Genomic DNA, 18,866 nt, shown 5'->3' on the forward strand with positions numbered 1-18,866 from the left:
ACGGCGCGCGCCGCGCTCCGCTCAGTGCGACTGCTTCGGCAGGTTCAGGCTCTTGAGCATCGGCACCCAGCGCTCGAACTCGGTCTGCACGAACTTCGCCAGCTCTTCAGGCGTGCCGCCGCGCGGCTCCATGCCCATGGCGCGCGCGCGGGTGACGAAGTCGGGCTGTGCGATCACCTCGTTCACGGCCTTGTTCAGGCGGCGGATCGAGTCACCCGGCGTGCCGGACGGCACCGAGAGCGAATACCACAGCACGGCCTCGAAGTCGTAGCCCTGCTCCTTGAAGGTCTGGGCGTCGGGCACCTGCGGCAGGCGCTGGCTGTCCATCACGCCCAGCACACGCAGCTTGCCGGCCTGGATCAGCGACAGCGAACCGGTGAGCGAGGTGCCGTGGATGTCGATGGTGTTGCTCAGCAGCGCCTGCACGGCCGGTGCGTCGCCGTTGAAGGGCACATGCGTCGTGCTGAAGCCGTTGTTGCGCTCGAAGCTCAGCGGCGCAAGGTTGGTCAGGATGGCCTCGCCCGGCGAGCCGCGGTTGATCTTGCCGGGGTGGGCCTTGGCGTAGGCGACCATCTCCTTGATGTTCTTGTAGGGCAGGTCGATGCGGCCGACGATGATCGCGGGCTGGTAGCCGATCTGCGAAACCGGTGCGAAGTCTTTCTTCGGGTCGTAGGGCAGCTTGTCGTACAGCACGGTGTTGTTGGCCAGCGTGCCGAGCGACGAGACCAGCACCGTGAGCCCGTCGGGGCGCGAGCGGGCCACGTAGTCGGCGGCGATGATGCCGCTGGCGCCGGGCTTGTTCTCCACGATGACCTGCGTGCCCTTCTTCGTGAGCTCGGAAGCCAGCAGGCGCACGTACTGGTCGGTGCCGCCGCCGGCCGCGAAGGGCACGACCAAGCGGATGGGTTGCTGCGCCTGCGCCGCGCCTGAAACCACGGCCAGCCCGAGCAACAGCGGGGCGATGAGTTTTCGATGAATCACGTTGTCTCCGATCTCTTTTAAGGGGTAAGTGGCTGCTGCCAGTCCCGTCGAGGCAGTCTATCGACGGGGCCGGGTCAAGGTGCTGCAGGGTGTGAAAAGCTGCTTTGTAGGTTGCGCACCGGCACGGGCGGGTTCGCCCCCTTGACGACGCCGGCTTCGCGCAGTGCCTCGATCTCGGCGGCGCCATAGCCCGCCTCGCGCAGCAGTTCCTCGGTGTGCGCACCGTGTGCCGGCGCGGCCTGGGTCTGGCGGCGCGGCGTGTCGCACAGCTCGTAGGGCAGGCCGAAGCTGGCGTAGCCCGGCTCGCCGCCGTTGGGCGCGGCCTCGATGACCATGCGGCTGGCGCGGAAGTCCGCTCCCGCGAGCGCATCGGCATAGCTGCGCACCACGCCCACCACGATGTTGTTGCGCGTGAGCAGTTCGACGCACTCGCCGGTACCGTAGTGCGCGAGCCGCTCGCTCACGGCCGCCTTCATGGCTGGCCGGTTGGCCACGCGCAACTCGTTGGTGAGAAAGCGCGCCTCCGTCGCCAGCTCGGGGCAGCCGATGGTCTCGCACAGCCGCACCCAGTGCGCCTGCACGTAGGCCGAGATCACCACCATGCCGTCGCGCGTGCGGAAGATGTCGGCCGCCGGCGCGCTCAGCGGCTGGCCGTCGCCGCTGCGCATGGGCTCCACGCCGCGCACCATGTAGTCGCTCCAGTTGGCCAGCTGCAGGTTCAGCGCGACCTCCAGCAGCGACACGCGGATGGTCTCGCCGCGGCCGGTGCGCTCGCGGCGGAACAGCGCGGCCAGGATGGCCTGCGTCGCCACCTGCACGCTGGCCGTGTCGATGATGGTGGCGCCCACCTTCTGCGGCAGGCCCTGCGGCTCGCCGGTCACGGACATGAGGCCGCTTTCGGCCTGCGCCGCGATGTCGTAGCCCGGCCGGTCGCGCGAAGGCGCATCGGCCGGGAAGCCGCTGATCGAGACGTGCACAAGGCCCGGGTGCGCCGCGCGCAGTGCCTCGGCGCCCAGGCCCAGCGCGTCGGCGGCTCCGGGGCGCAGGTTCTGCACCACCACGTCGGCACCGGCGATCAGGCGGTGCGCCACCTCCAGCCCGCGGGGCTGGCGCAGGTCGAGCGCAATCGACTTCTTGCTGCGGTTGTAGGCGCGCAGCATCGCGTGGCCGAAGTGCCCGGTGTGGCGCGCCATGTCGCCTTCCATCGATTCGATCTTCAGCATCTCGGCGCCGAGGTCGCCCAGCGACATCGCCGTGCCGGGGCCCGCGATGTAGTTGCCGAGCTCGACGACGCGAATGCCCTGCAGGGGCGGTGGAGCGGTGGGTTCGTTCATCGGCCGCACTCTAGGAGCGTGCGGGCGCCATGGGAGAGCATGGCGCGCAAAGCAGCTTTGCACGATGCGCCGCCGGCCCTGCGCCCTGCATTGCCACACTGCGGTCCCATGGATGCATGCACTGTTCGGGAACTCGGCACGACCCGGGACCTGCTGGGCGAAAGCCCCTGCTGGGATGCGCGCTCGGGCGCCGTCTGCTGGATCGATTCGCTCGCGGGCACGCTGCACCGCCACTGGCCCGGCAGCGGGAAATCGGAGCGGCACAGCCTCCCCGCGCCCGTCGGCTCGATTGCGTTGTGCGAAAGCGGCGCGGTGCTCGTGGCGCTGAAGCACGGCTTTGCGCACTACGACCTGAGCACGCGCACGCTGGAGACCATCGCACAGATCGGCACCGACCACCCGGACGTGCGCCTCAACGACGGCAAGTGCGACCCGTGGGGCAACTTCGTGGCGGGCACGCTGCACGTGCATCGCCAGCCCGGCGAGCCCATCGGCGGTGGACTGTACCGGCTGCGGCCCGGTGGCGACGTCGAGTTGCTCGCGGACGGGTTCGCGCTGACCAATGGCCCCTGCTTCAGCCCGGACGGCCGAACCTTCTACGTGGCCGACAGCCCGCTGCGCACGATCTGGGCCTACGACTATTCACCGCACGGGCCGCTCGCCAACAAGCGCGCCTTCGCGCAGACCGACAGCTTCGGCTCCGGTCCCGACGGCGCGACCGTGGACGCCGAAGGCTTCGTGTGGAGCCTGCTGCCACGCGCCGGCAGGATGGCGCGCTTTGCGTCCGATGGCCGCGTGGAGCGCGTCGTCGAACTGCCTGCGACGCACCCGACCAGCCTGTGCTTCGGAGGGGCCGGGTTCGAAAGGGCCTTCATCACCTCGATCTCGAAGAGCACCAACCTCTCGGGCGACCGCCCGCAGGACGGGGCGCTGTTCGAAGTGAGCGGGTTACCCGCCCCCGGCCTGCCGCCGCACCGCTTCGGCGGCTGAAGCCTCCTTCAGGCGCCGTCGTTCTCGCGCAGCGCCTCGGCCATGAAGTCGACGAAGGCGCGCACCTTCAGCGGCAGCGTGCGGCTCTGGCGGAACACCGCGTAGACGCCGTTCGAGAACGCGCGCACCGCGAAGCGGTACTCGGGCAGCAGGCGCACCAGTGTGCCGTCCTGGATGCAGCCGCGCACCGTGGGCTCCGACAGCAGCGCGATGCCCATGCCGCCCATGGCGGCCAGCCGCAGCAGCTCGCCGTTGTTCGAGTTCAGTACGCCCTGGATCGCCAGCTCCTGTTGCACGCCCTGTTCGTCGATGTACTTCCAGGTGACCGCCTCGTGCTCGCGCTTGTAGGTGAGGCAGCGCACCTGCAGCAGGTCATTCGGGTGGTGGATGCGCTTGTGCACCTTCATGAAGGCGGGGCTCGCCACCAGCACCTCGTCGCTGCTGAGCAGCCGCTTGATGACGAAGTTGGAGTCGTTCGACTCGCCGGTGCGGATGTCGATGTCGAAGTCCTGCTCCACCAGGTTCACCGGGTGCTCCGACAGCTCCAGTTCGAGCCGGATGTCGGGGTGGCGCTGCGCGAAGCCCGGCAGCAGCGGCCCGATGACGCGCAGGCCGATCTGCGTGCGCGAGTGGATGCGCAGGCGCCCCTCGGGCAGCAGCTTCGAATTGCGCGCCGCTTCCTCGGCCCGCGCCATGGCCTCCAGCACCACTTCCGCATGCTCCAGGAAGGCCTGGCCCGCCTCGGTCACCTTGAGGTTGCGGCTGGTGCGGTCCACCAGCTGCACGCCCAGTTCCTCCTCCAGTGCGCTGATGCGCCGAGAGATGGTCGCGGGCGACAGGCTCAGGCTGCGGCCGGCCGCCGAGAGGCTGCCCTTCCTCTGGACGATGACGAAGATCCGCAGCGAATCGAGGGCCTTCATTTCAATAAGCGCAAAGAAGCTGTGCGAAGCATGGTGAGCCGGGCGGGGACCCCACTCCTACGATCAAGGCACGTAACCAAGCCCACAAGGAGACCAGCAATGGATTTCGGAATCTTCATATTGATGCAGCAGCGAAACAAGCACAAGACGTCGCACCAGATCCTGCGCGACGCGGTGGAACAGACGCGCCTGGCCGACGAGTTGGGCTTCGGCGCCGCGTGGTATGCCGAGCATCACTTCAGCAACTACGGCCTGTGCTCGTCGCCGCTGACCATGATCGCGCACTGCGCCGCCGTGACCCGCAACATCCGGCTGGGAACCGGCATTGTCGTCGCACCGCTGTACCAGCCTGCGCGCCTGATCGCCGACGTGGCCATGGTCGACCAGCTGTCCAACGGCCGTCTCAACCTGGGCATCGGTTCGGGCTACCAGCATTTCGAATTCGAGCGCTTCGGTGTCTCGCTCGACACCGCCAAGGCGCGCACGCTGGAGATGCTCGACATGCTCGAGCTGGGCCTGAAGCAGCCCAAGTTCAGCTATGACGGCGAGTTCTACCAGCAGCCCATGAGCGCCATCAGCCAGCGTGCGGTGCAGCAGCCGATGCCGCCGATGTGGATCACCAGCGTCGACCCGACCTTCGTGACACGCGCAGTGCGCGGCGGTCACCATGTGTTCGTCTCGGGCGGCGACGGCGGCGTGGAGAAGCTGCGCCAGACCCGCAACCTGATCGACAAGGTCGCGCTCGCCGAAGGCAAGGACCCGGCCCGGGTGCAGGTCGGCGTGCTGCGCGCGGCCTATGCCAGCGACAACAAGGCGGAGGTCGAGCGCTACCTCGACTGCGCACGCTTCCAGCGCCGCATTGCCGTGAGCCTGAAGCGCCGTACCGCCCAGGTGGCCGACGACTACCAGGTCGAGGAAGGCATCGTCGAAGGCGAGGCCACGCTCGAGGAAATGCGCGCCAACCTGCCGGTGGGCTCGGTGGACCAGGTGATCGAGCGCGTGGTGAAGGAGATCCGCACGCTCAAGCCCTGCCACTACGCGTTCCAGACGCAGATGGGCGACTTCGACCACCCGACCATGCTGCGCCAGCTGGAGCTGTGGGCCAAGGTGATCATGCCCGCGGTGCAGCGCGAGATTGCCAACGACCCGCCGCACGTCGCGCAGGTCGTGCCCGAACTCGCAGCCGCCTGAGGCGGCGCGGGCCCAGCGACTCACCCGAGGGGAAAGCCATGACCCATGCCGTGTCCGACGTGACTCAGGCCGCGCCGATCGAGCCGATACTCTTCCGCCAGCTGCTCGGCTGCTTCCCGACCGGCGTGGCCGTCATCACGACGCGCGAAGCGAACGGGCGGCCGGTCGGCCTGACCTGCAACTCGTTCAGTTCGGTGTCGCTGGAGCCGCCGCTGGTGCTGTTCAGCCTGCGCAAGGCCAGCAGCCTGGTGGGCGCGTTCAGCGAGGCCGAGGGCTTTGCCATCAACATCCTCTCGCAGAGCCAGGACGCGCTGTCGGGCCGCTTCGCTTCCAGCAAGATCGCCGACAAGTTCGAAGGCGTCGCCTGGCGCGCCGGTCCGCTGGGCATGCCGGTGATCGACGACTGCCTGGCCAGCTTCGAGTGCAGCGTGCACGCCTGCCACGAGGCGGGCGACCACCACATCTTCATCGGCGAGGTGAAGCACATGGGCGGCGGCGGCGCCGACCACGCGCTGGTGTTCTACAAGGGCGCCTACATGATGCTGGCGGAGTCGCTGCGCACGCTGGTGATCCAGGGGCGGCTGGGCTCGGCCGATCTCGACGAGGCCTACCGCACGCTGTACGGCACGCTGCTGCGCCTGGCCTGCGAACGCGCCAGCGAAGCCGAACTCGACGCGGTCGAGAAGGCCGTCGACGCCATCGAGCGCCACCAGCCCTGCGACACGCTCGCGCAGCGCATCGAATCGGCCAGCCGCTTCTTCTGCGCCATCGCGGACGCGGGGCACAACGAGGCGCTCATGCTGATGGCGCAGACCATGACCGCCATCCTGCGCGAACGCATGACGCATGTCGTTCCCGTGCTGCCGCGGCCCGACCTGTTCCCGCTGCGGCGCGAAGTGGCGCGGTGCCTGCGCCGGCGCGACGCCGTCGGCGCCGTGGCCGCGCTCGACGAACTGATCACCAGGCTGCGCAAGGACGCCCCCGCGGCCGCCTAGCACCGATTGGCGCGGCAAAGCGCCGCGCATGGACCACAGGACAGGAGACAACGCACATGTCGAACACCGACACCCCCGCCGCCACCGCTGCCAGCGGCGAGGCGCACGCCTACGCGGACTTCCGCCGCGAGCTCGAAGACTTTGCGCGCAGTGCGTGCCCCCCGGAGATCCGCGCCGTCGTGGCCGCGGGCCAGAAGATCACCAAGCGCGAATACCTCGGCTGGCAGAAGATCCTCACCGCCAGGGGCTGGGGCGCGCCCAGCTGGCCGCGCGAGCACGGCGGCACCGGCTGGGACATCATGCAGCGGCTGATCTTCGAGGAGGTGATGGCCGAGGCCGACTGCCCGCCGCTGTACCACCATGGCCTGGGCCACATCGGCCCCGTCATCATCCGCTTCGGCACGCCCGAGCAGAAGGCGCGCTTCCTGCCGCGCATCCTCGACGGCAGCGACTGGTGGTGCCAGGGCTACTCCGAGCCGGGCTCGGGCTCCGACCTGGCCTCGCTCAGCACCAGCGCGCGGCTGGACGGCGACGAGTACGTCATCAACGGCCAGAAGATCTGGACCTCGCACGCCCACGAAGCCAGCATGATCTACATGCTCGTGCGCACCTCGAAGGAGGCGAAGAAGCAGGACGGCATCTCGCTGGTCCTGGTGCCCATGGACACGCCCGGCATCACCGTGCGGCCGATCCACACCATCGACGGCTGGCACCACCTGAACGAAGTGTTCTTCGACGACGTGCGCGTGCGCGCCGACAACCTGATCGGCGAACCCGGCAAGGGCTGGACCTGCGCCAAGTTCCTGCTCGAGCGCGAGCGCCTGCCCCCGGCCAACGTGGCGCGGCTGGAGCTGGTGCGCCGGCAGGTCACGCAGCTGGTCGAACAGGCCGCCAGGGCCGCGGCAGGACGCCGCGATTTCGGCAGCCTGCGCTACCGCCTGCTGCTGGCCGAGGCCGACGTGAAGGGCGCGCGCGTGATGATGGCCCAGGCCACCGACGACCTGATCCACCAGCGCCCGCTGGGCGTGCAGCCCTCGGCCATCAAGATGACCTGCGCCGACGTGGCCCAGCGCCTGACCACGATCGCGCTCGACGCGGTCGGCCCCGACGCCGCGCACCGCTTCCTGGTGGCGCAGGGCGAGGGCGAGCCCGGTGCCGCCTGGGTGCAGAACTACCTGTTCACCCGCGCCCGCACGATTGCCGGCGGTACCTCGGAAGTGCAGCGCAACGTCGTTGCCAATGAATTGCTGGGAGCCTGAAAAGTGTCGATGTCATTCACCCCTTTGTTCCCCGGCATGCTGCTGGACGCCGCGGCGCGCTTCGCGCAGGACAACGAGACCACCAGGGACTTCGCCGGCACCGACCCCGTGCGCGAGATGGGCTGGACCTGCACGCTGGTGCCGGAGGAAGCCGGCGGCGTCGGCGGCACGCTGTCCGACCTGGCCTCCATCGTCGTCGGGCTCGCCACGCACGGCGTGCACCTGCCCGTGATCGAAACCTGCGCGGTCGCGCCGCTGCTGCTGCAAGCGGCCAACGCAGACACATCCGCGCGCTGGCTCGAAGCGGTGTGCGAAGGCAGCGCGAAGATCGCGCCGCTGACCTCGCTTTCGGCCTCGCTCGACGAGGTCGCCCTGACGGCGAAGCAGCTGGACATCGGCTACGCGTTGACCGGCGAGGTGAAGGGCGTGGACGTGTCGCTGGCGGCCACGCACCACCTGGTGCCCGCGCTGCTGCAGGGCAGCGGCGAAACGGCCCTCTTCCTGGTCGACCACGAACACATGCCCGCGCCCAGCGCCACCTACCGCACCATGGAAGGCCGGCGCAGCGCCGACTTCAGGCTCGACGGCCTGACGGTGCCGGCGGTGGCGTGCATCGCACGCGGCGCCGCGCTGGACTCGGCCATCGGGCAAGCCGACAACGCAGCGCTGCTGCTCACCGCGGCGGATACCGTCGCCGCGCTCGCCACGCTGATCGAGCAGACCGTGAAGCATCTGCAGGAGCGCCGCCAGTTCGGCGTGGCGCTGGCGTCGTTCCAGGTGCTGCGGCACCGCACGGCGGACATGTATGTGCGCTATCTCTGCGCCAAGGGCCTGCTGATGCACGCCTTCCAGGAACACGAGCGCGGCGCCGCCGACCTGCGCCGCACGCTGCGCCTGATGAAAGTCGCGCTGGCCGAGACGGCACGGCTGTGCGCCGAAGGCGCGATCCAGATGCATGGCGGCATGGGCGTCAGCGAAGAGGTGCTGGCCACCCGCATGGCGCAGCGCCTGCTCGCCTCCGAGTTCCGCTACGGCGACCGCATGGCGCATGCGTCGCGGTTGCTGCATTCCCCGACCGAAGCCGCCGTTGCCGATGCGGCGGCCTGCGGCATGTCCCACGTTGCCAGGAGTTCGTCATGAGCGTCAGTCTTGAAGTTTCCGAGTTCGTCGCCGTCGTGCGGCTGGACAAGCCGCCCGTCAATGCGCTGAGCCGCGACACCCGCCATCGCCTGATCCAGGTGTTCGACGAGATCTCCGAGCGCGACGACATCCGCGTGGCCATCCTCACCGGCACCGGCAAGTTCTTCTGCTCCGGTGCCGACCTGAAGGACCGCCCCTCGGCCGACAAGCCCGGCGACTTCCTCGACCACAACCGCTGGACCCGTGAGACCGGCAACGCCATTCGCGAATGCGCCAAGCCCGTCATCGCGGCCGTCAACGGCCCGGCACTGGGCGCGGGCTTCGGCCTGATGGCCGCGTGCGACATCTTCCTGGCCTCCGACGATGCGAGCTTCGCGATGCCCGAGATCAACGTGGGCCTCGCCGGCGGAGTCTCGATGCTGCGGACCATGTTCGGGCGCTCGTTCACGCGCCACATGTTCTTCACCGGCATGCGCGTGCCGGCCGCCGAGCTGTACCGCCGCGGCGTGCTCGACGAGGTGGTTCCGGCGGAAGAGCTCATGCCCGCCGCCATGCGCCTCGCACAGGAGATGGCCTCCAAGAGCCCGATCGCACTGGCCTATGCCAAGCAGGCCGCCAACATGATGGACGTGATGCCGCAGCGCGACGGCTACCGCTTCGAGCAGAACATCACCATGGCGCTGTCGCGCACCGAGGATGCCAAGGAAGCGCGCCAGGCCTTCCTGGAAAAGCGTCCGCCTGTGTTCAAGGGGCGCTGAGCGATGGCGACAGTCGAAGTCGAAGTGGGCAAGGGGCTGGAGGCACTCTTCAAGCCGCGCTCGATCGCGATCTTCGGAGCGTCGGACGACGTGACCAAGATCGGCGGGCGGCCGCTGCAGTTCCTGCAGAAGTACGGCTACCGCGGTGCGATCTATCCGGTCAACCGCAAAGGCGGCACGGTGCAGTCGCTGCCCGCCTATGCGAACGTTGCCGAGCTGCCGTCGGTGCCCGACCTGGCCGTGATGGCGGTGCCGCCCGATGCGGTGCTCGAAGCGGTGAAAGACTGCGCCGCGCGCGGCGTGCGCGCGGCCGTCATCCTGTCTTCGGGCTTCTCGGAGATGGGCGAAGAGGGCAGCCGCCTGCAGGCGGCCATCGGCGAAGTCGCCAGGGCATCGGGCATGCGCGTGGTGGGGCCGAACTGCCTGGGCTCCATCGGCGTGGCGGACAGGAGCATCGCCACCTTTTCGGTGGCGCTGGAGTCGTCGTTCCCGACGGTAGGTCCGGTGGGCATCGTGTCGCAGAGCGGCAACCTCGGCAGCTACACGATGCGCCTGGCCGTCGAGCGTGGCATCGGCATCAGCCGCCTGCTGACCACGGGCAACGAATGCGACGTCGATATTGCCGACGGCATCGCCTCGCTGGCGACCGACCCGGCCACCTCGGTCATCCTGTGCTGCATGGAAACCTGCCGCAATGCGGCCAAGCTGGTGCGCGCACTGGCCATGGCGCGCGAGGCAGGCAAGCCGGTCGTGGTGCTGAAGGTGGGCGTGTCGTCGGCCGGCAGCGAAGCGGCGGCCTCGCACACCGGTGCGCTCGCCGGTTCGGACGCGGTGTTCGACGTGGTGCTGCGCAATGCCGGCGCCATTCGCGTGCCCAGCATCGAGCAGCTGCTCGAAGTGGGCCATGCTGTGTCGGTGGTCGGCACGGCGCGTGCGCCGAAGGGGCCGCGCGTGGCGCTGGTCACGGCATCGGGCGGCTTCGGCGTGCTGATGGCCGACGCCGCCAGCGCACAGGGGCTGGAACTGCCGAAGCTCTCCGCGGCCACGCAGGAACGCATCGTGGCCGCGCTGCCCTACGCATCGCCGGGCAATCCCGTCGACATGACGGCGCAGGTGTCGAGCCGGCCCGAGCTGCTGGTGCAGGTGCTGTCGGCGGTGGCGGAAGATGCGAGCTGCGACGCGGTGATCCTGCAGTCGGCGTACGCCTTCCAGATGCCGCGGCTGCGCGACGTCTACCTCGCGGCGCTGGAGCAGGTGCGCCGTGCGCATCCGTCGCGGCTCGTCCTGCTGTGCTGCAAGGCGCCGCCCGACACCATGGCGCAGCTGAACGAGATGGGCTTTCCGACAGTGGAGACTATCGATGCGGCGTGTGCCACGCTGGCGGCGCTGGTGCGCCTCGGCACACGTGGCGAACAGGCCGAGGTGGCGGTCGCGTCGCGGTCGGCCGAAGCGCTTCCGGCCGAAGCCTTCGCCAACGAGGCCAGTGCCAAGGCCGTGCTCGCGCAGGCCGGCATCCCGGTGCTGAAGGAAGTCACGGCCGGCGGCCGGGACGAGGCACTGGCCGCGGCGCGCGACATCGGTTTTCCGGTGGTGCTGAAGATCGTCTCGCCCGACATCCCGCACAAGACCGAGGTTGGCGGCGTGGTGACCAACGTGCGCTCCGAGGCGCAGCTGCGCGACGAATACGACAGCCTGCTGGCGCGCGTCGCGCAGAAGGCGCCGCAGGCGCGCATCGCCGGCGTGCTGGTGGCACAGATGGCACAGGGCGGCACCGAGCTGATCCTCGGCACCATGAAGGACCCGGTCTTCGGCCCGGTCGTGATGGTGGGCCTGGGCGGCATCTATGCCGAGGTGCTGCGCGACGTGGCGCTGCAGGTGGCGCCGGTGACCGAGGCACAGGCCATGCAGATGCTTCGCTCCCTCAAGGCCTTTGCGCTGTTCGATGGCGCACGCGGCCGGCCGAAGGCCGACGTGGCAGCCGCGGCGCGCGCCGTGGCGGCGCTGTCGCGGTTCGCCGCACGGCATGCGCGCAGCGTCGCCGAGATCGACATCAACCCGCTGGTGGTCCTCGACCACGGGCACGGTGCCTTCGCGCTCGACGCGCTGCTGGTGCCGGAAACGAAAGACAAGCCATGAATGCATCACAGTCCCTCGAAGGCCGCGTGGCCTTCATCAGCGGCGCGGGCCACGGCATCGGCCGAGCCACCGCGCTGGCCTTCGCCCGGCTGGGCGCGACGGTCGGCGTGAACGACCTCAAGGCCGAGTTCGTGGAAGATACCGTCGCGGAGATCCGCCGCCTCGGCGGCAAGGCCGTGGCGGTGCCGCAGGACGTCTCGAGCCGCGAAGGCATGCGCCTGGCGGTGCAGCGCCTGGCCGGCGAGGCGGGCCGGCTCGACGTGATGGTCAACAACGCGGCCTGGGTGCGCTACCAGCCGCTGATGGAAATCACGCCCGAGGTGATGGACCGCATGGTCGACATCGGCTTCAAGTCGGTGATCTGGGGCATCCAGGCCGCGGCCGAGGCGATGGACCCGGAACGCGGCGGCGCCATCATCAACGTGGCCTCCATCGCCGGCTTCAAGTCGCCCGCGCGATCGGTGGTCTACAGCGGCCTGAAGGCCGGCGTGCTCGGCATCACCCGCGCCGCGGCGGCCGACCTGGGCGCGCGCCGCATCCGCGTGAACGCCGTGGCGCCCGGCGCGGTGCCGACCGAAGGCACGGCCAAGCACCGCAACGCCGAGCTCGACGCCAGGCGCATCGCGCGCACGCCGCTGGGCCGGCTCGGCACCGTGGAAGACATTGCGGACGCCATCTGCTTCCTGGCCGGCGACGGCTCGCGCTTCGTCAACGCGGAGGTGATCCGACTGGACGGCGGCGCATCGGAGACCTCGCTGTGAGCGCCGAGGACATTTCTCCCCAGCGCCTGCAGAACGTGTACGTGGTGGCGCAACGCCCGGCCGAGCTGCATGCCTTCTACGAATCGGCACTGGGGCTGAAGCTCAAGTTCCGCGACAAGGACCGCTGGTTCCAGTACGGCGTGGGCAACACCAGCGTGGCGCTGGCCTGTGCCGAAGAGGCCGCGCCGGCGACCTCCGGCGTGGTGATGGTGTTCGAGGTGAGCGACTTCGCCGGTGCGCAGGAGCGCATCACCGGCGCAGGCGGCGAGGTGATCGGCACGCGCGACATGGGCGCGCACGGCGCGGTGATGTCGCTGCGCGACCCGGAAGGCAACGTGATGCAGCTGTTCAAACGCGCCGCGGCGCCAGCGGCCCCGGCGGCATGAACCCGCGCGCACCGCTGCAGGCGCTGCTCGATCGCGAGGCGATCCGCGAGTGCCTCTACCGCTACTGCCGCGGCATCGACCGCGTCGACGAAGAGGCCCTGCGCTCGGCCTACTGGGAAGACGCCACCGACTGCCATGGCGCCTGGAACGGCAGCGCCGACGGCTTCATCGCGCAGGCGCTGCAGCGGTTGCGCCAGGGCGGGCGGCGCGTGCACCAGGTGAACAACATCGCGATCGAGCTGCATGGCGACGTGGCTGCGGTGGAGAGCGGCTTCTTCGCACTGCAGGCCCCTGCCGATGCGCCCGCGAAGCGCACCCTGCTGTGCGGACGCTACCTCGACCGCTTCGAGCGCCGCCAGGGCGAATGGCGCATCGCCGCGCGCACGGTGGTGTACGACTGGATCGAGGAGCGCGAACGGCCCGAGCTCACACGCAGCGACGCCGTGCTGTTCGGCGCGCGCCAGCCGGCCGGCTGCGCGGCGCCCAACGACATGCTTTATGCGCTCTTGCGGGATGTGCGCGCGGCGGACAACGAGGCGAAACCATGATCAGGGACCGCGAGAAATTCCAGGCCATGCTCGCCGAGGTGCGCCGGTTCATCCATGACGAATGCCTGCCGCTGGAGGAGCAGCTCGACCGTGACGACCTGATTCCCGAACCGGTCGTCCAGCGCATGCGCGAGATCGGCCTGTTCGGCCACAGCATCCCCGAGGCTTTCGGCGGCGCCGGCCTGACCACCGAGGAACTGACGCTGGTGAACCTCGAGGTGTCGCAGGTCGCGACTGCATTCCGTGCGCGCTTCGGAGGCAACACCGGCATCGCATCGGAGTCGCTCGTGGTCGACGGCACGCCCGAGCAGCAGCGCCATTACCTGCCGCGGCTGGCCAGCGGCGAGCTGACCGGCTGCTTCGCGCTCACCGAGCCCGAGGCCGGATCGGACGCCACGGCGCAGAAGACGGTGGCGGTGCGCGACGGCGACAGCTTCGTCATCACCGGGCAGAAATGCTTCATCACCAACGCGCCGGTTGCGAACCTGTTCACCGTGTTCGCCCGGACCGACCCGAACGCGAAGGGCGCGGCCGGCATCAGCGCCTTCCTGATTGAGCGCGGCGCGTCCGGCCTGTCGACCTCGCAGCCCTACCGCAAGATGGGCCAGCACGGCTCGCCGGTGGGCGAGGTCAGGCTGGAAGGTGTGCGCGTGCCGGCCTCGGCCATCGTCGGCGGCGTCGAAGGGCAGGGCTTTCGCACGGCGATGAAAACGCTGAACAAGCAGCGCATCAATCTCGCCGCGCTGTGCATCGGCCCTGCGATCCGGCTGGTGGAGGAAATGGCGCGGCAGGCGCAGTCGCGCCGGCAGTTCGGCCAGCCCATCGGCGACTTCCAGCTGGTGCAGCAGATGATTGCCGAGAGCAACACCGAGGTGCATGCGGCGCGCGCGCTGGTGCTGGAGACGGCGCGCAAGAGGGACGAGGGCATCGACGTGACGATGGAAGCGTCGATGTGCAAGCTGTTCGCCTCCGAGATGTGCGGCCGCGTCGCCGACCGGGCCGTGCAGGTCTTCGGCGGCAGCGGCTTCATCGCCGGCAACGTGGCCGAGCGCTTCTATCGCGATGTTCGGCTGTTCCGCCTCTACGAGGGAACGAGCCAGATCCACCTCGTCAGCATCGCGAAGCGGACCCTGGCGCTGGCCGCGCAGGGTGCCGCCCGCTGAAGCACTGTCTACTTGTCGTGGTGCAGGTACGTCGCCTGCTTCGGCAGCAGCAGGCTCACCAGGAACACCACGCCCATCATCGCCGTCACGTACCAGTAGAAGTACGGCTCGTGCCCGATCGACTTCAGCCCCAGCGCCACGTACTCCGCGCTGCCGCCGAAGATCGCATTGCCGACCGCGTAGGACAGCCCCACGCCCAGCGCGCGGATCTCGGGCGGGAACATCTCGGCCTTCACGATGCCGCTGATCGAGGTGTAGAAGCTCACCACCGCCAGCGCGAGCGTGATGAGCACGCCCGCCGCCAGCGGGCTGCCGACGCTCTGCAGGTTGCTCAGCACCGGCACCGTCATCAGCGCACCCAGCGCCCCGAACAGCAGCATGTTGTTGCGCCGGCCGATGCGGTCGGACAGCGCGCCGAACACCGGCTGCATGCACATGTAGATGAACAGGCAGGCCGTCATCACGTTGCTGGCGGTCTTGATCGACATGCCTGCCGAGTTCACCAGGTACTTCTGCATGTAGGTGGTGAAGGTGTAGAAGATCAGCGAGCCGCCGGCCGTGTAGCCCAGCACCACGAAGAAGGCGCGCTTGTGGTTCGTGAACAGCTCGCGCATGGTGCCGGCGCCCTTGGCGGCGCGGGTCTTGGTGCTGGCGGTCTCTGTCAGCGTGCGGCGCAGCATGAGGGCCACCACGGCAGCCACGGCACCGAGCACGAACGGAATGCGCCAGCCCCAGCTCTTGAGCTCGGCCTCGTCGAGCACCTGCTGCAGCACCACGACCACCACCACGGCCAGCAGCTGGCCGCCGATCAGCGTGACGTACTGGAACGACGAGAAGAAGCCGCGCTGGCCGCGCATGGCCACTTCGCTCATGTAGGTGGCGGTGGTGCCGTATTCGCCGCCGACCGACAGGCCCTGCAGCAGCCGCGCGGCCAGCAGCAGCGCGGGCGCGGCGGCGCCGATCTGCGCGTAGGTGGGCAGGCAGGCGATGATCAGAGAGCCCACGCACATCATGACGACCGAAGTGACCATCGATGTCTTGCGGCCCTTGCGGTCGGCCAGGCGGCCGAACAGCCAGCCGCCGATAGGGCGCATCAGGAAGCCGGCGGCGAACACGCCGGCGGTGTTCAGCAGCTGCACGGTCGGGTCCGACTTGGGGAAGAAGGCCGGCGCGAAGTAGATGGCGCAGAAGGCGTAGACGTAGAAGTCGAACCATTCCACCAGGTTGCCGGACGAGGCGGCGAAGATGGCGAAGATGCGCTTGCGCTTTTCTTCGAAGGTATACGGCGTGTTGTTGGCGGTCGCGTCCGGGCCGGAGGCGCCGACGCTCGCACTGGCGATGTTGGTCATGGAAAGGTGTCCTTGTCTCTGGCTGCGGCCCGCCGCAAAGCCGCGCGAGACCGTACCGGCAAGTCTGTCCGGCCGCCGGCGCGCTGTCGTCCGTAGCCGCCCGCCGCGCGGCTACGTATCGGTACGCAAGGGTAAATACCTAGAAAGGACTACAGCCCGTGTTCCCGCAGGAACCGGTCGAGCTGGTGGCTGTTCGCGAGCCCCAGCTTGGCGAACACGTGGGCGCGGTGCGTTTCCACCGTGCGCTGCTCCAGCGGCGCGAGTTCCAGGGCGATCTGCTTGTTGGGCTTGCCCTCGGCGACCAGCCGGGCGACCTGCATCTCGCGCGGCGTGAGCTTGTCCCACAGCGCCTGCGCGGCCTGGCGGGCCTGCCGGCGCACGGCGATCTCGCCGGCGCGCTGCAGGGCCCGGGCGATGCTGTCGAGCAGGCGCTCGTCGTTGCAGGGCTTCTCGAGCCAGCCGAAGGCGCCGTTCTGCACCGCCTCGACGGCCATCGGAATGTCGCCGTGGCCGGACAGGAAGATCACGACCAGCGGGCTGTCCTGCGCGCGCAATGCATCGAACACCTGCAGCCCGCTCACGCCCTCCATGCGCAGGTCGAGGATCACGCAGCCTGCGCGCTGCAGGTCGGCGCCGGCCAGGAAGGCCTCGCCCGAGGCAAAGGTCTGCACCGCGTAGCCGCGCGACAGCAGCAGGAGGCCCAGCGAGCGGCGCACGGCCTCGTCGTCGTCCACCACGCACAGGTTGTTGGCAAGAGCGTTCATGGGGGTGAGATCTCCAGCTCGAGGGTGAAAACCGTGCCTCCGCCGTCCCGGTTGGCAAAGGACAGCCGGCCGCGATGGGCCTCGACGATGGTGCGGCAGATGTTCAGGCCCAGCCCCAGTCCGCCGGTCTTGGTGGTGAAGAAGGGCGCGAACACCTGCTCGGCCAGCGCTGCATCGATGCCCGGCCCGCGGTCGGCCACGCGGATGTGCATGCGTCCTGCCAGCACCTCGGCCTCGACCTCCACGAGCCGCTGTTCCGGCGGCGTGGCCTGCATCGCCTGCAAGCTGTTGGACAGCAGGTTCAGCAACACCTGCTCGAGCAGCACGCGGTCGCCGCGCACCTCGGGCAGCCCCGCCGGTATGCGGACTTCGGCACGCGCCTGCCGCATCCGCATCTCGCCCTGCAGCAGCGCCAGCGCGTTCGCCACCAGCGCCGCCACCGCGCAGTCCTCGGTGCCCACGGTGCGCTGGCGCACGAAGCCGCGGATGCGCCGCACGATCTCGGCGCTGCGCTGGGCCTGCGCCATGGTCTCGTCGAGGCTGCTGACCAGCAGCTGCTGGTTGCCCTGTTCCGCGAAGGCCTTGGCCGCGCTCGCAAAATTGCTCAGCGCCATCAGCGGCTGGTTCAGCTCGTGGGCCAGCGTGGAGGCCATCTCGCCGAGGCTGGCCAGGCGTTGGGCGTGCTGCAGCTGCTCGTCGTTCTGGCGCTGGCGCAGCTCGGCGCGCTTCTGCTCGGTGATGTCCACCACCGAGCTCATCCAGCCGCTGTGCTGGCCATCGGCGTCGATCAGCGCGGCGGTGTAGACCATGGTGATCACGTCGTGCCCGTCGCGGTGCCGCAGGCGCGACTCGAAGCCCGAGCGCGCGGGCTGGCCGCTCATCATGGCGTCGTACTGGCGCCAGTGCTGCGCCACGTCGTCGGGGTGCCAGTAGGGGTAGGGCGGCAGCTTGCCGAGCAGTTCGTCGGCGTCGTAGCCGGTCATCTCGCAGAAGGCCGGGTTGACGTAGATGATGCGGCCCTCCAGGTCGCGTGCGCGCATGCCCACCAACAGCGAGTCTTCCATCGCCTTGCGGAACGCGTGGGCCTCGTCGAGCTCGTGGGTGCGCTCGCGCACGCGCAGCTCCAGGTCGCGCCGTGCATCGCGCTGCTCGGCGAAGCGGCGTTCGCGCAGCTGCCAGTACAGGCCGCCCAGCAGCAGCACGCCGGCGCACAGCAGGCCCAGCATCCAGGTGCGCTCGCGTGCGCGGGTGACTTCGGCGTGGTCGGCCATCACCGTCAGCGTCCAGCCCAGGTCGGGCAGCGGCTCGTCCACTGCGAGGAAGCGGCGCGGCTGGCCGCCGATGTCGGTGCGCACGAGGTAGCCGGGCTCGCCTTCGCCACGCTCCACCTTCCACGGCAGTGCCGCGAAGCTGGTGCGCGCGCCGTACTGCTGGTCGCGCTGCATGCCGTCGAGTTCCGCTGCGCCCAGCGCGCGCGTGGCCTGATACATCCACGGCGGCACCGAGCTCAGGAACACGATGCCGCGCGCGTCGGTCAGCAGGATCGGGTCGCGCGAGAAGGTCCAGGCTTCCTGCAGCTGGCGCAGGCTGACCTTCACCGTCACCACGCCCAGCACGGCGCCGCCGTCGGGCCGCACCGGCGCGGAGATGAAGAGCCCCGGCTCGCCGGTGGTCTGGCCCACGCCGTAGAACAGGCCGTTGCGCCCCGCGCGCGCGTCGCGGAAGTAGGGGCGGTTGGCATACGACTCGCCGACGAAGCTCTGCGGCGTTGCCCAGTTGCTGGCCGCCAGCGTAAGGCCCTGCAGGTCGATGAGGTAGAGCGCGTCGGAGCCCGCCTGCCGGTTCACCTCCTCGATATAGCGGTTGGCGCGCTGCTTCACGGCCGCGTCCTGGGGATGGGCCAGCGCGGCCAGCACGTCCGGATGCAGGCTCGCGGTGAATGGCAGGTAGCTGTACTTGCCGGCGGCGTCGCGCAGGCCCAGCACATGGACTTCCATGGCGCGGCGGATCGAGTCGGCCTGGAAGTTCGCCTCGCGCCTCGCGGCCCACTGGCCCGCCATGCCGATCAGCAGCAGTGCCAGTACGCCCGCGGCGATCCAGCCGGCCAGCGCGCGCGCGATGTCGGCATTGCCGCGAAGGTCGATCCTTTGCCAGCGCAGCGCAGCCGCCGCATCCAGGGCCTGTTGCCTGA

At 69.5% G+C, this 18,866-nt stretch carries 17 protein-coding genes; 11 read left to right on the forward strand and 6 right to left on the reverse strand.

Features of this window, described 5'->3' with window-relative positions; all coding sequences use genetic code 11:
* Window positions 1–21: 21 nt before the first annotated feature.
* Both ACCD11_RS10160 and ACCD11_RS10165 read right to left on the reverse strand, forming a co-directional pair.
* Complete coding sequence (locus ACCD11_RS10160; RefSeq protein ID WP_413313754.1) at window positions 22–981, reverse strand: Bug family tripartite tricarboxylate transporter substrate binding protein; 960 nt, start codon at window positions 979–981, stop codon at window positions 22–24.
* A 74-nt stretch (window positions 982–1,055) separates the two neighbouring features.
* A complete protein-coding gene (locus ACCD11_RS10165) occupies window positions 1,056–2,315 on the reverse strand; it encodes a CaiB/BaiF CoA transferase family protein (RefSeq protein WP_413313755.1) in 1,260 nt (419 codons plus the stop codon).
* A gap of 108 nt (window positions 2,316–2,423) precedes the next feature.
* On the opposite strand from ACCD11_RS10165, the gene ACCD11_RS10170 reads away from it, so the two are divergent.
* The gene (locus tag ACCD11_RS10170) at window positions 2,424–3,305 is read left to right on the forward strand and encodes an SMP-30/gluconolactonase/LRE family protein (RefSeq protein WP_413313756.1); all 882 of its coding nucleotides are present in this window, start codon (window positions 2,424–2,426) and stop codon (window positions 3,303–3,305) included.
* A gap of 8 nt (window positions 3,306–3,313) precedes the next feature.
* On the opposite strand, the gene ACCD11_RS10175 is transcribed toward ACCD11_RS10170, so the two are convergent.
* Window positions 3,314–4,225 carry a LysR family transcriptional regulator gene (locus ACCD11_RS10175; protein ID WP_413313757.1) on the reverse strand — a complete coding sequence of 304 codons (912 nt, stop codon included), beginning with the start codon at window positions 4,223–4,225 and terminating at the stop codon, window positions 3,314–3,316.
* 99 nt (window positions 4,226–4,324) lie between these two features.
* Here ACCD11_RS10175 and ACCD11_RS10180 point away from each other — a divergent pair, with 99 nt between their 5' ends.
* Genes ACCD11_RS10180 through ACCD11_RS10225 form a run of 10 tightly spaced genes read left to right on the forward strand, consistent with a single transcriptional unit; the run spans window position 4,325 to window position 14,562 of the window.
* Entirely contained in the window at window positions 4,325–5,416 is a 1,092-nt protein-coding gene (locus ACCD11_RS10180; RefSeq protein WP_413313759.1) for an LLM class flavin-dependent oxidoreductase, read from the forward strand.
* 38 nt (window positions 5,417–5,454) lie between these two features.
* Window positions 5,455–6,411 (forward strand): flavin reductase, encoded by a 957-nt coding sequence (locus ACCD11_RS10185; protein ID WP_413313760.1) that lies wholly within the window; start codon window positions 5,455–5,457, stop codon window positions 6,409–6,411.
* Between the two features lie 56 nt (window positions 6,412–6,467).
* Window positions 6,468–7,670 carry an acyl-CoA dehydrogenase family protein gene (locus ACCD11_RS10190; protein WP_413313761.1) on the forward strand — a complete coding sequence of 401 codons (1,203 nt, stop codon included), beginning with the start codon at window positions 6,468–6,470 and terminating at the stop codon, window positions 7,668–7,670.
* A gap of 9 nt (window positions 7,671–7,679) precedes the next feature.
* Window positions 7,680–8,810, forward strand: coding sequence for an acyl-CoA dehydrogenase family protein (locus tag ACCD11_RS10195; protein WP_413313762.1), 1,131 nt, complete (start codon window positions 7,680–7,682; stop codon window positions 8,808–8,810).
* On the forward strand, window positions 8,807–9,568 hold the full coding sequence (locus tag ACCD11_RS10200) for an enoyl-CoA hydratase/isomerase family protein (protein WP_007839063.1): 762 nt from the start codon (window positions 8,807–8,809) through the stop codon (window positions 9,566–9,568). The genes ACCD11_RS10195 and ACCD11_RS10200 overlap by 4 nt, the downstream gene beginning before the upstream one ends.
* A gap of 3 nt (window positions 9,569–9,571) precedes the next feature.
* On the forward strand, window positions 9,572–11,704 hold the full coding sequence (locus tag ACCD11_RS10205; protein WP_413313763.1) for an acetate--CoA ligase family protein: 2,133 nt from the start codon (window positions 9,572–9,574) through the stop codon (window positions 11,702–11,704).
* Window positions 11,701–12,465, forward strand: a complete 765-nt coding sequence (locus ACCD11_RS10210) for an SDR family NAD(P)-dependent oxidoreductase (RefSeq protein ID WP_413313764.1) — start codon at window positions 11,701–11,703, stop codon at window positions 12,463–12,465. Before ACCD11_RS10205 ends, ACCD11_RS10210 begins: the two co-directional genes overlap by 4 nt.
* Window positions 12,462–12,851, forward strand: a complete 390-nt coding sequence (locus tag ACCD11_RS10215; protein WP_413313765.1) for a VOC family protein — start codon at window positions 12,462–12,464, stop codon at window positions 12,849–12,851. Before ACCD11_RS10210 ends, ACCD11_RS10215 begins: the two co-directional genes overlap by 4 nt.
* Window positions 12,848–13,399, forward strand: a complete 552-nt coding sequence (locus ACCD11_RS10220; protein ID WP_413313766.1) for a nuclear transport factor 2 family protein — start codon at window positions 12,848–12,850, stop codon at window positions 13,397–13,399. The genes ACCD11_RS10215 and ACCD11_RS10220 overlap by 4 nt, the downstream gene beginning before the upstream one ends.
* Window positions 13,396–14,562 carry an acyl-CoA dehydrogenase family protein gene (locus ACCD11_RS10225; protein WP_413313767.1) on the forward strand — a complete coding sequence of 389 codons (1,167 nt, stop codon included), beginning with the start codon at window positions 13,396–13,398 and terminating at the stop codon, window positions 14,560–14,562. The genes ACCD11_RS10220 and ACCD11_RS10225 overlap by 4 nt, the downstream gene beginning before the upstream one ends.
* 8 nt (window positions 14,563–14,570) lie before the next feature.
* Here the strand turns inward: ACCD11_RS10225 and ACCD11_RS10230 are convergent, their stop codons facing one another.
* The 3 genes from ACCD11_RS10230 to ACCD11_RS10240 all read right to left on the reverse strand — a co-directional run bounded on the left by ACCD11_RS10230 (window position 14,571) and on the right by ACCD11_RS10240 (window position 18,735).
* Entirely contained in the window at window positions 14,571–15,911 is a 1,341-nt protein-coding gene (locus ACCD11_RS10230) for an MFS family transporter (protein WP_413313768.1), read from the reverse strand.
* Between the two features lie 149 nt (window positions 15,912–16,060).
* A complete protein-coding gene (locus tag ACCD11_RS10235) occupies window positions 16,061–16,675 on the reverse strand; it encodes a response regulator transcription factor (RefSeq protein WP_007839077.1) in 615 nt (204 codons plus the stop codon).
* The gene (locus ACCD11_RS10240; protein ID WP_413313772.1) at window positions 16,672–18,735 is read right to left on the reverse strand and encodes a sensor histidine kinase; all 2,064 of its coding nucleotides are present in this window, start codon (window positions 18,733–18,735) and stop codon (window positions 16,672–16,674) included. The genes ACCD11_RS10235 and ACCD11_RS10240 overlap by 4 nt, the downstream gene beginning before the upstream one ends.
* Window positions 18,736–18,866: the final 131 nt, after the last annotated feature.

Origin of the sequence: Variovorax sp. Varisp36 (assembly GCF_047304235.1) — a bacterium.
Taxonomy (GTDB): Bacteria; Pseudomonadota; Gammaproteobacteria; order Burkholderiales; family Burkholderiaceae_C; genus Variovorax.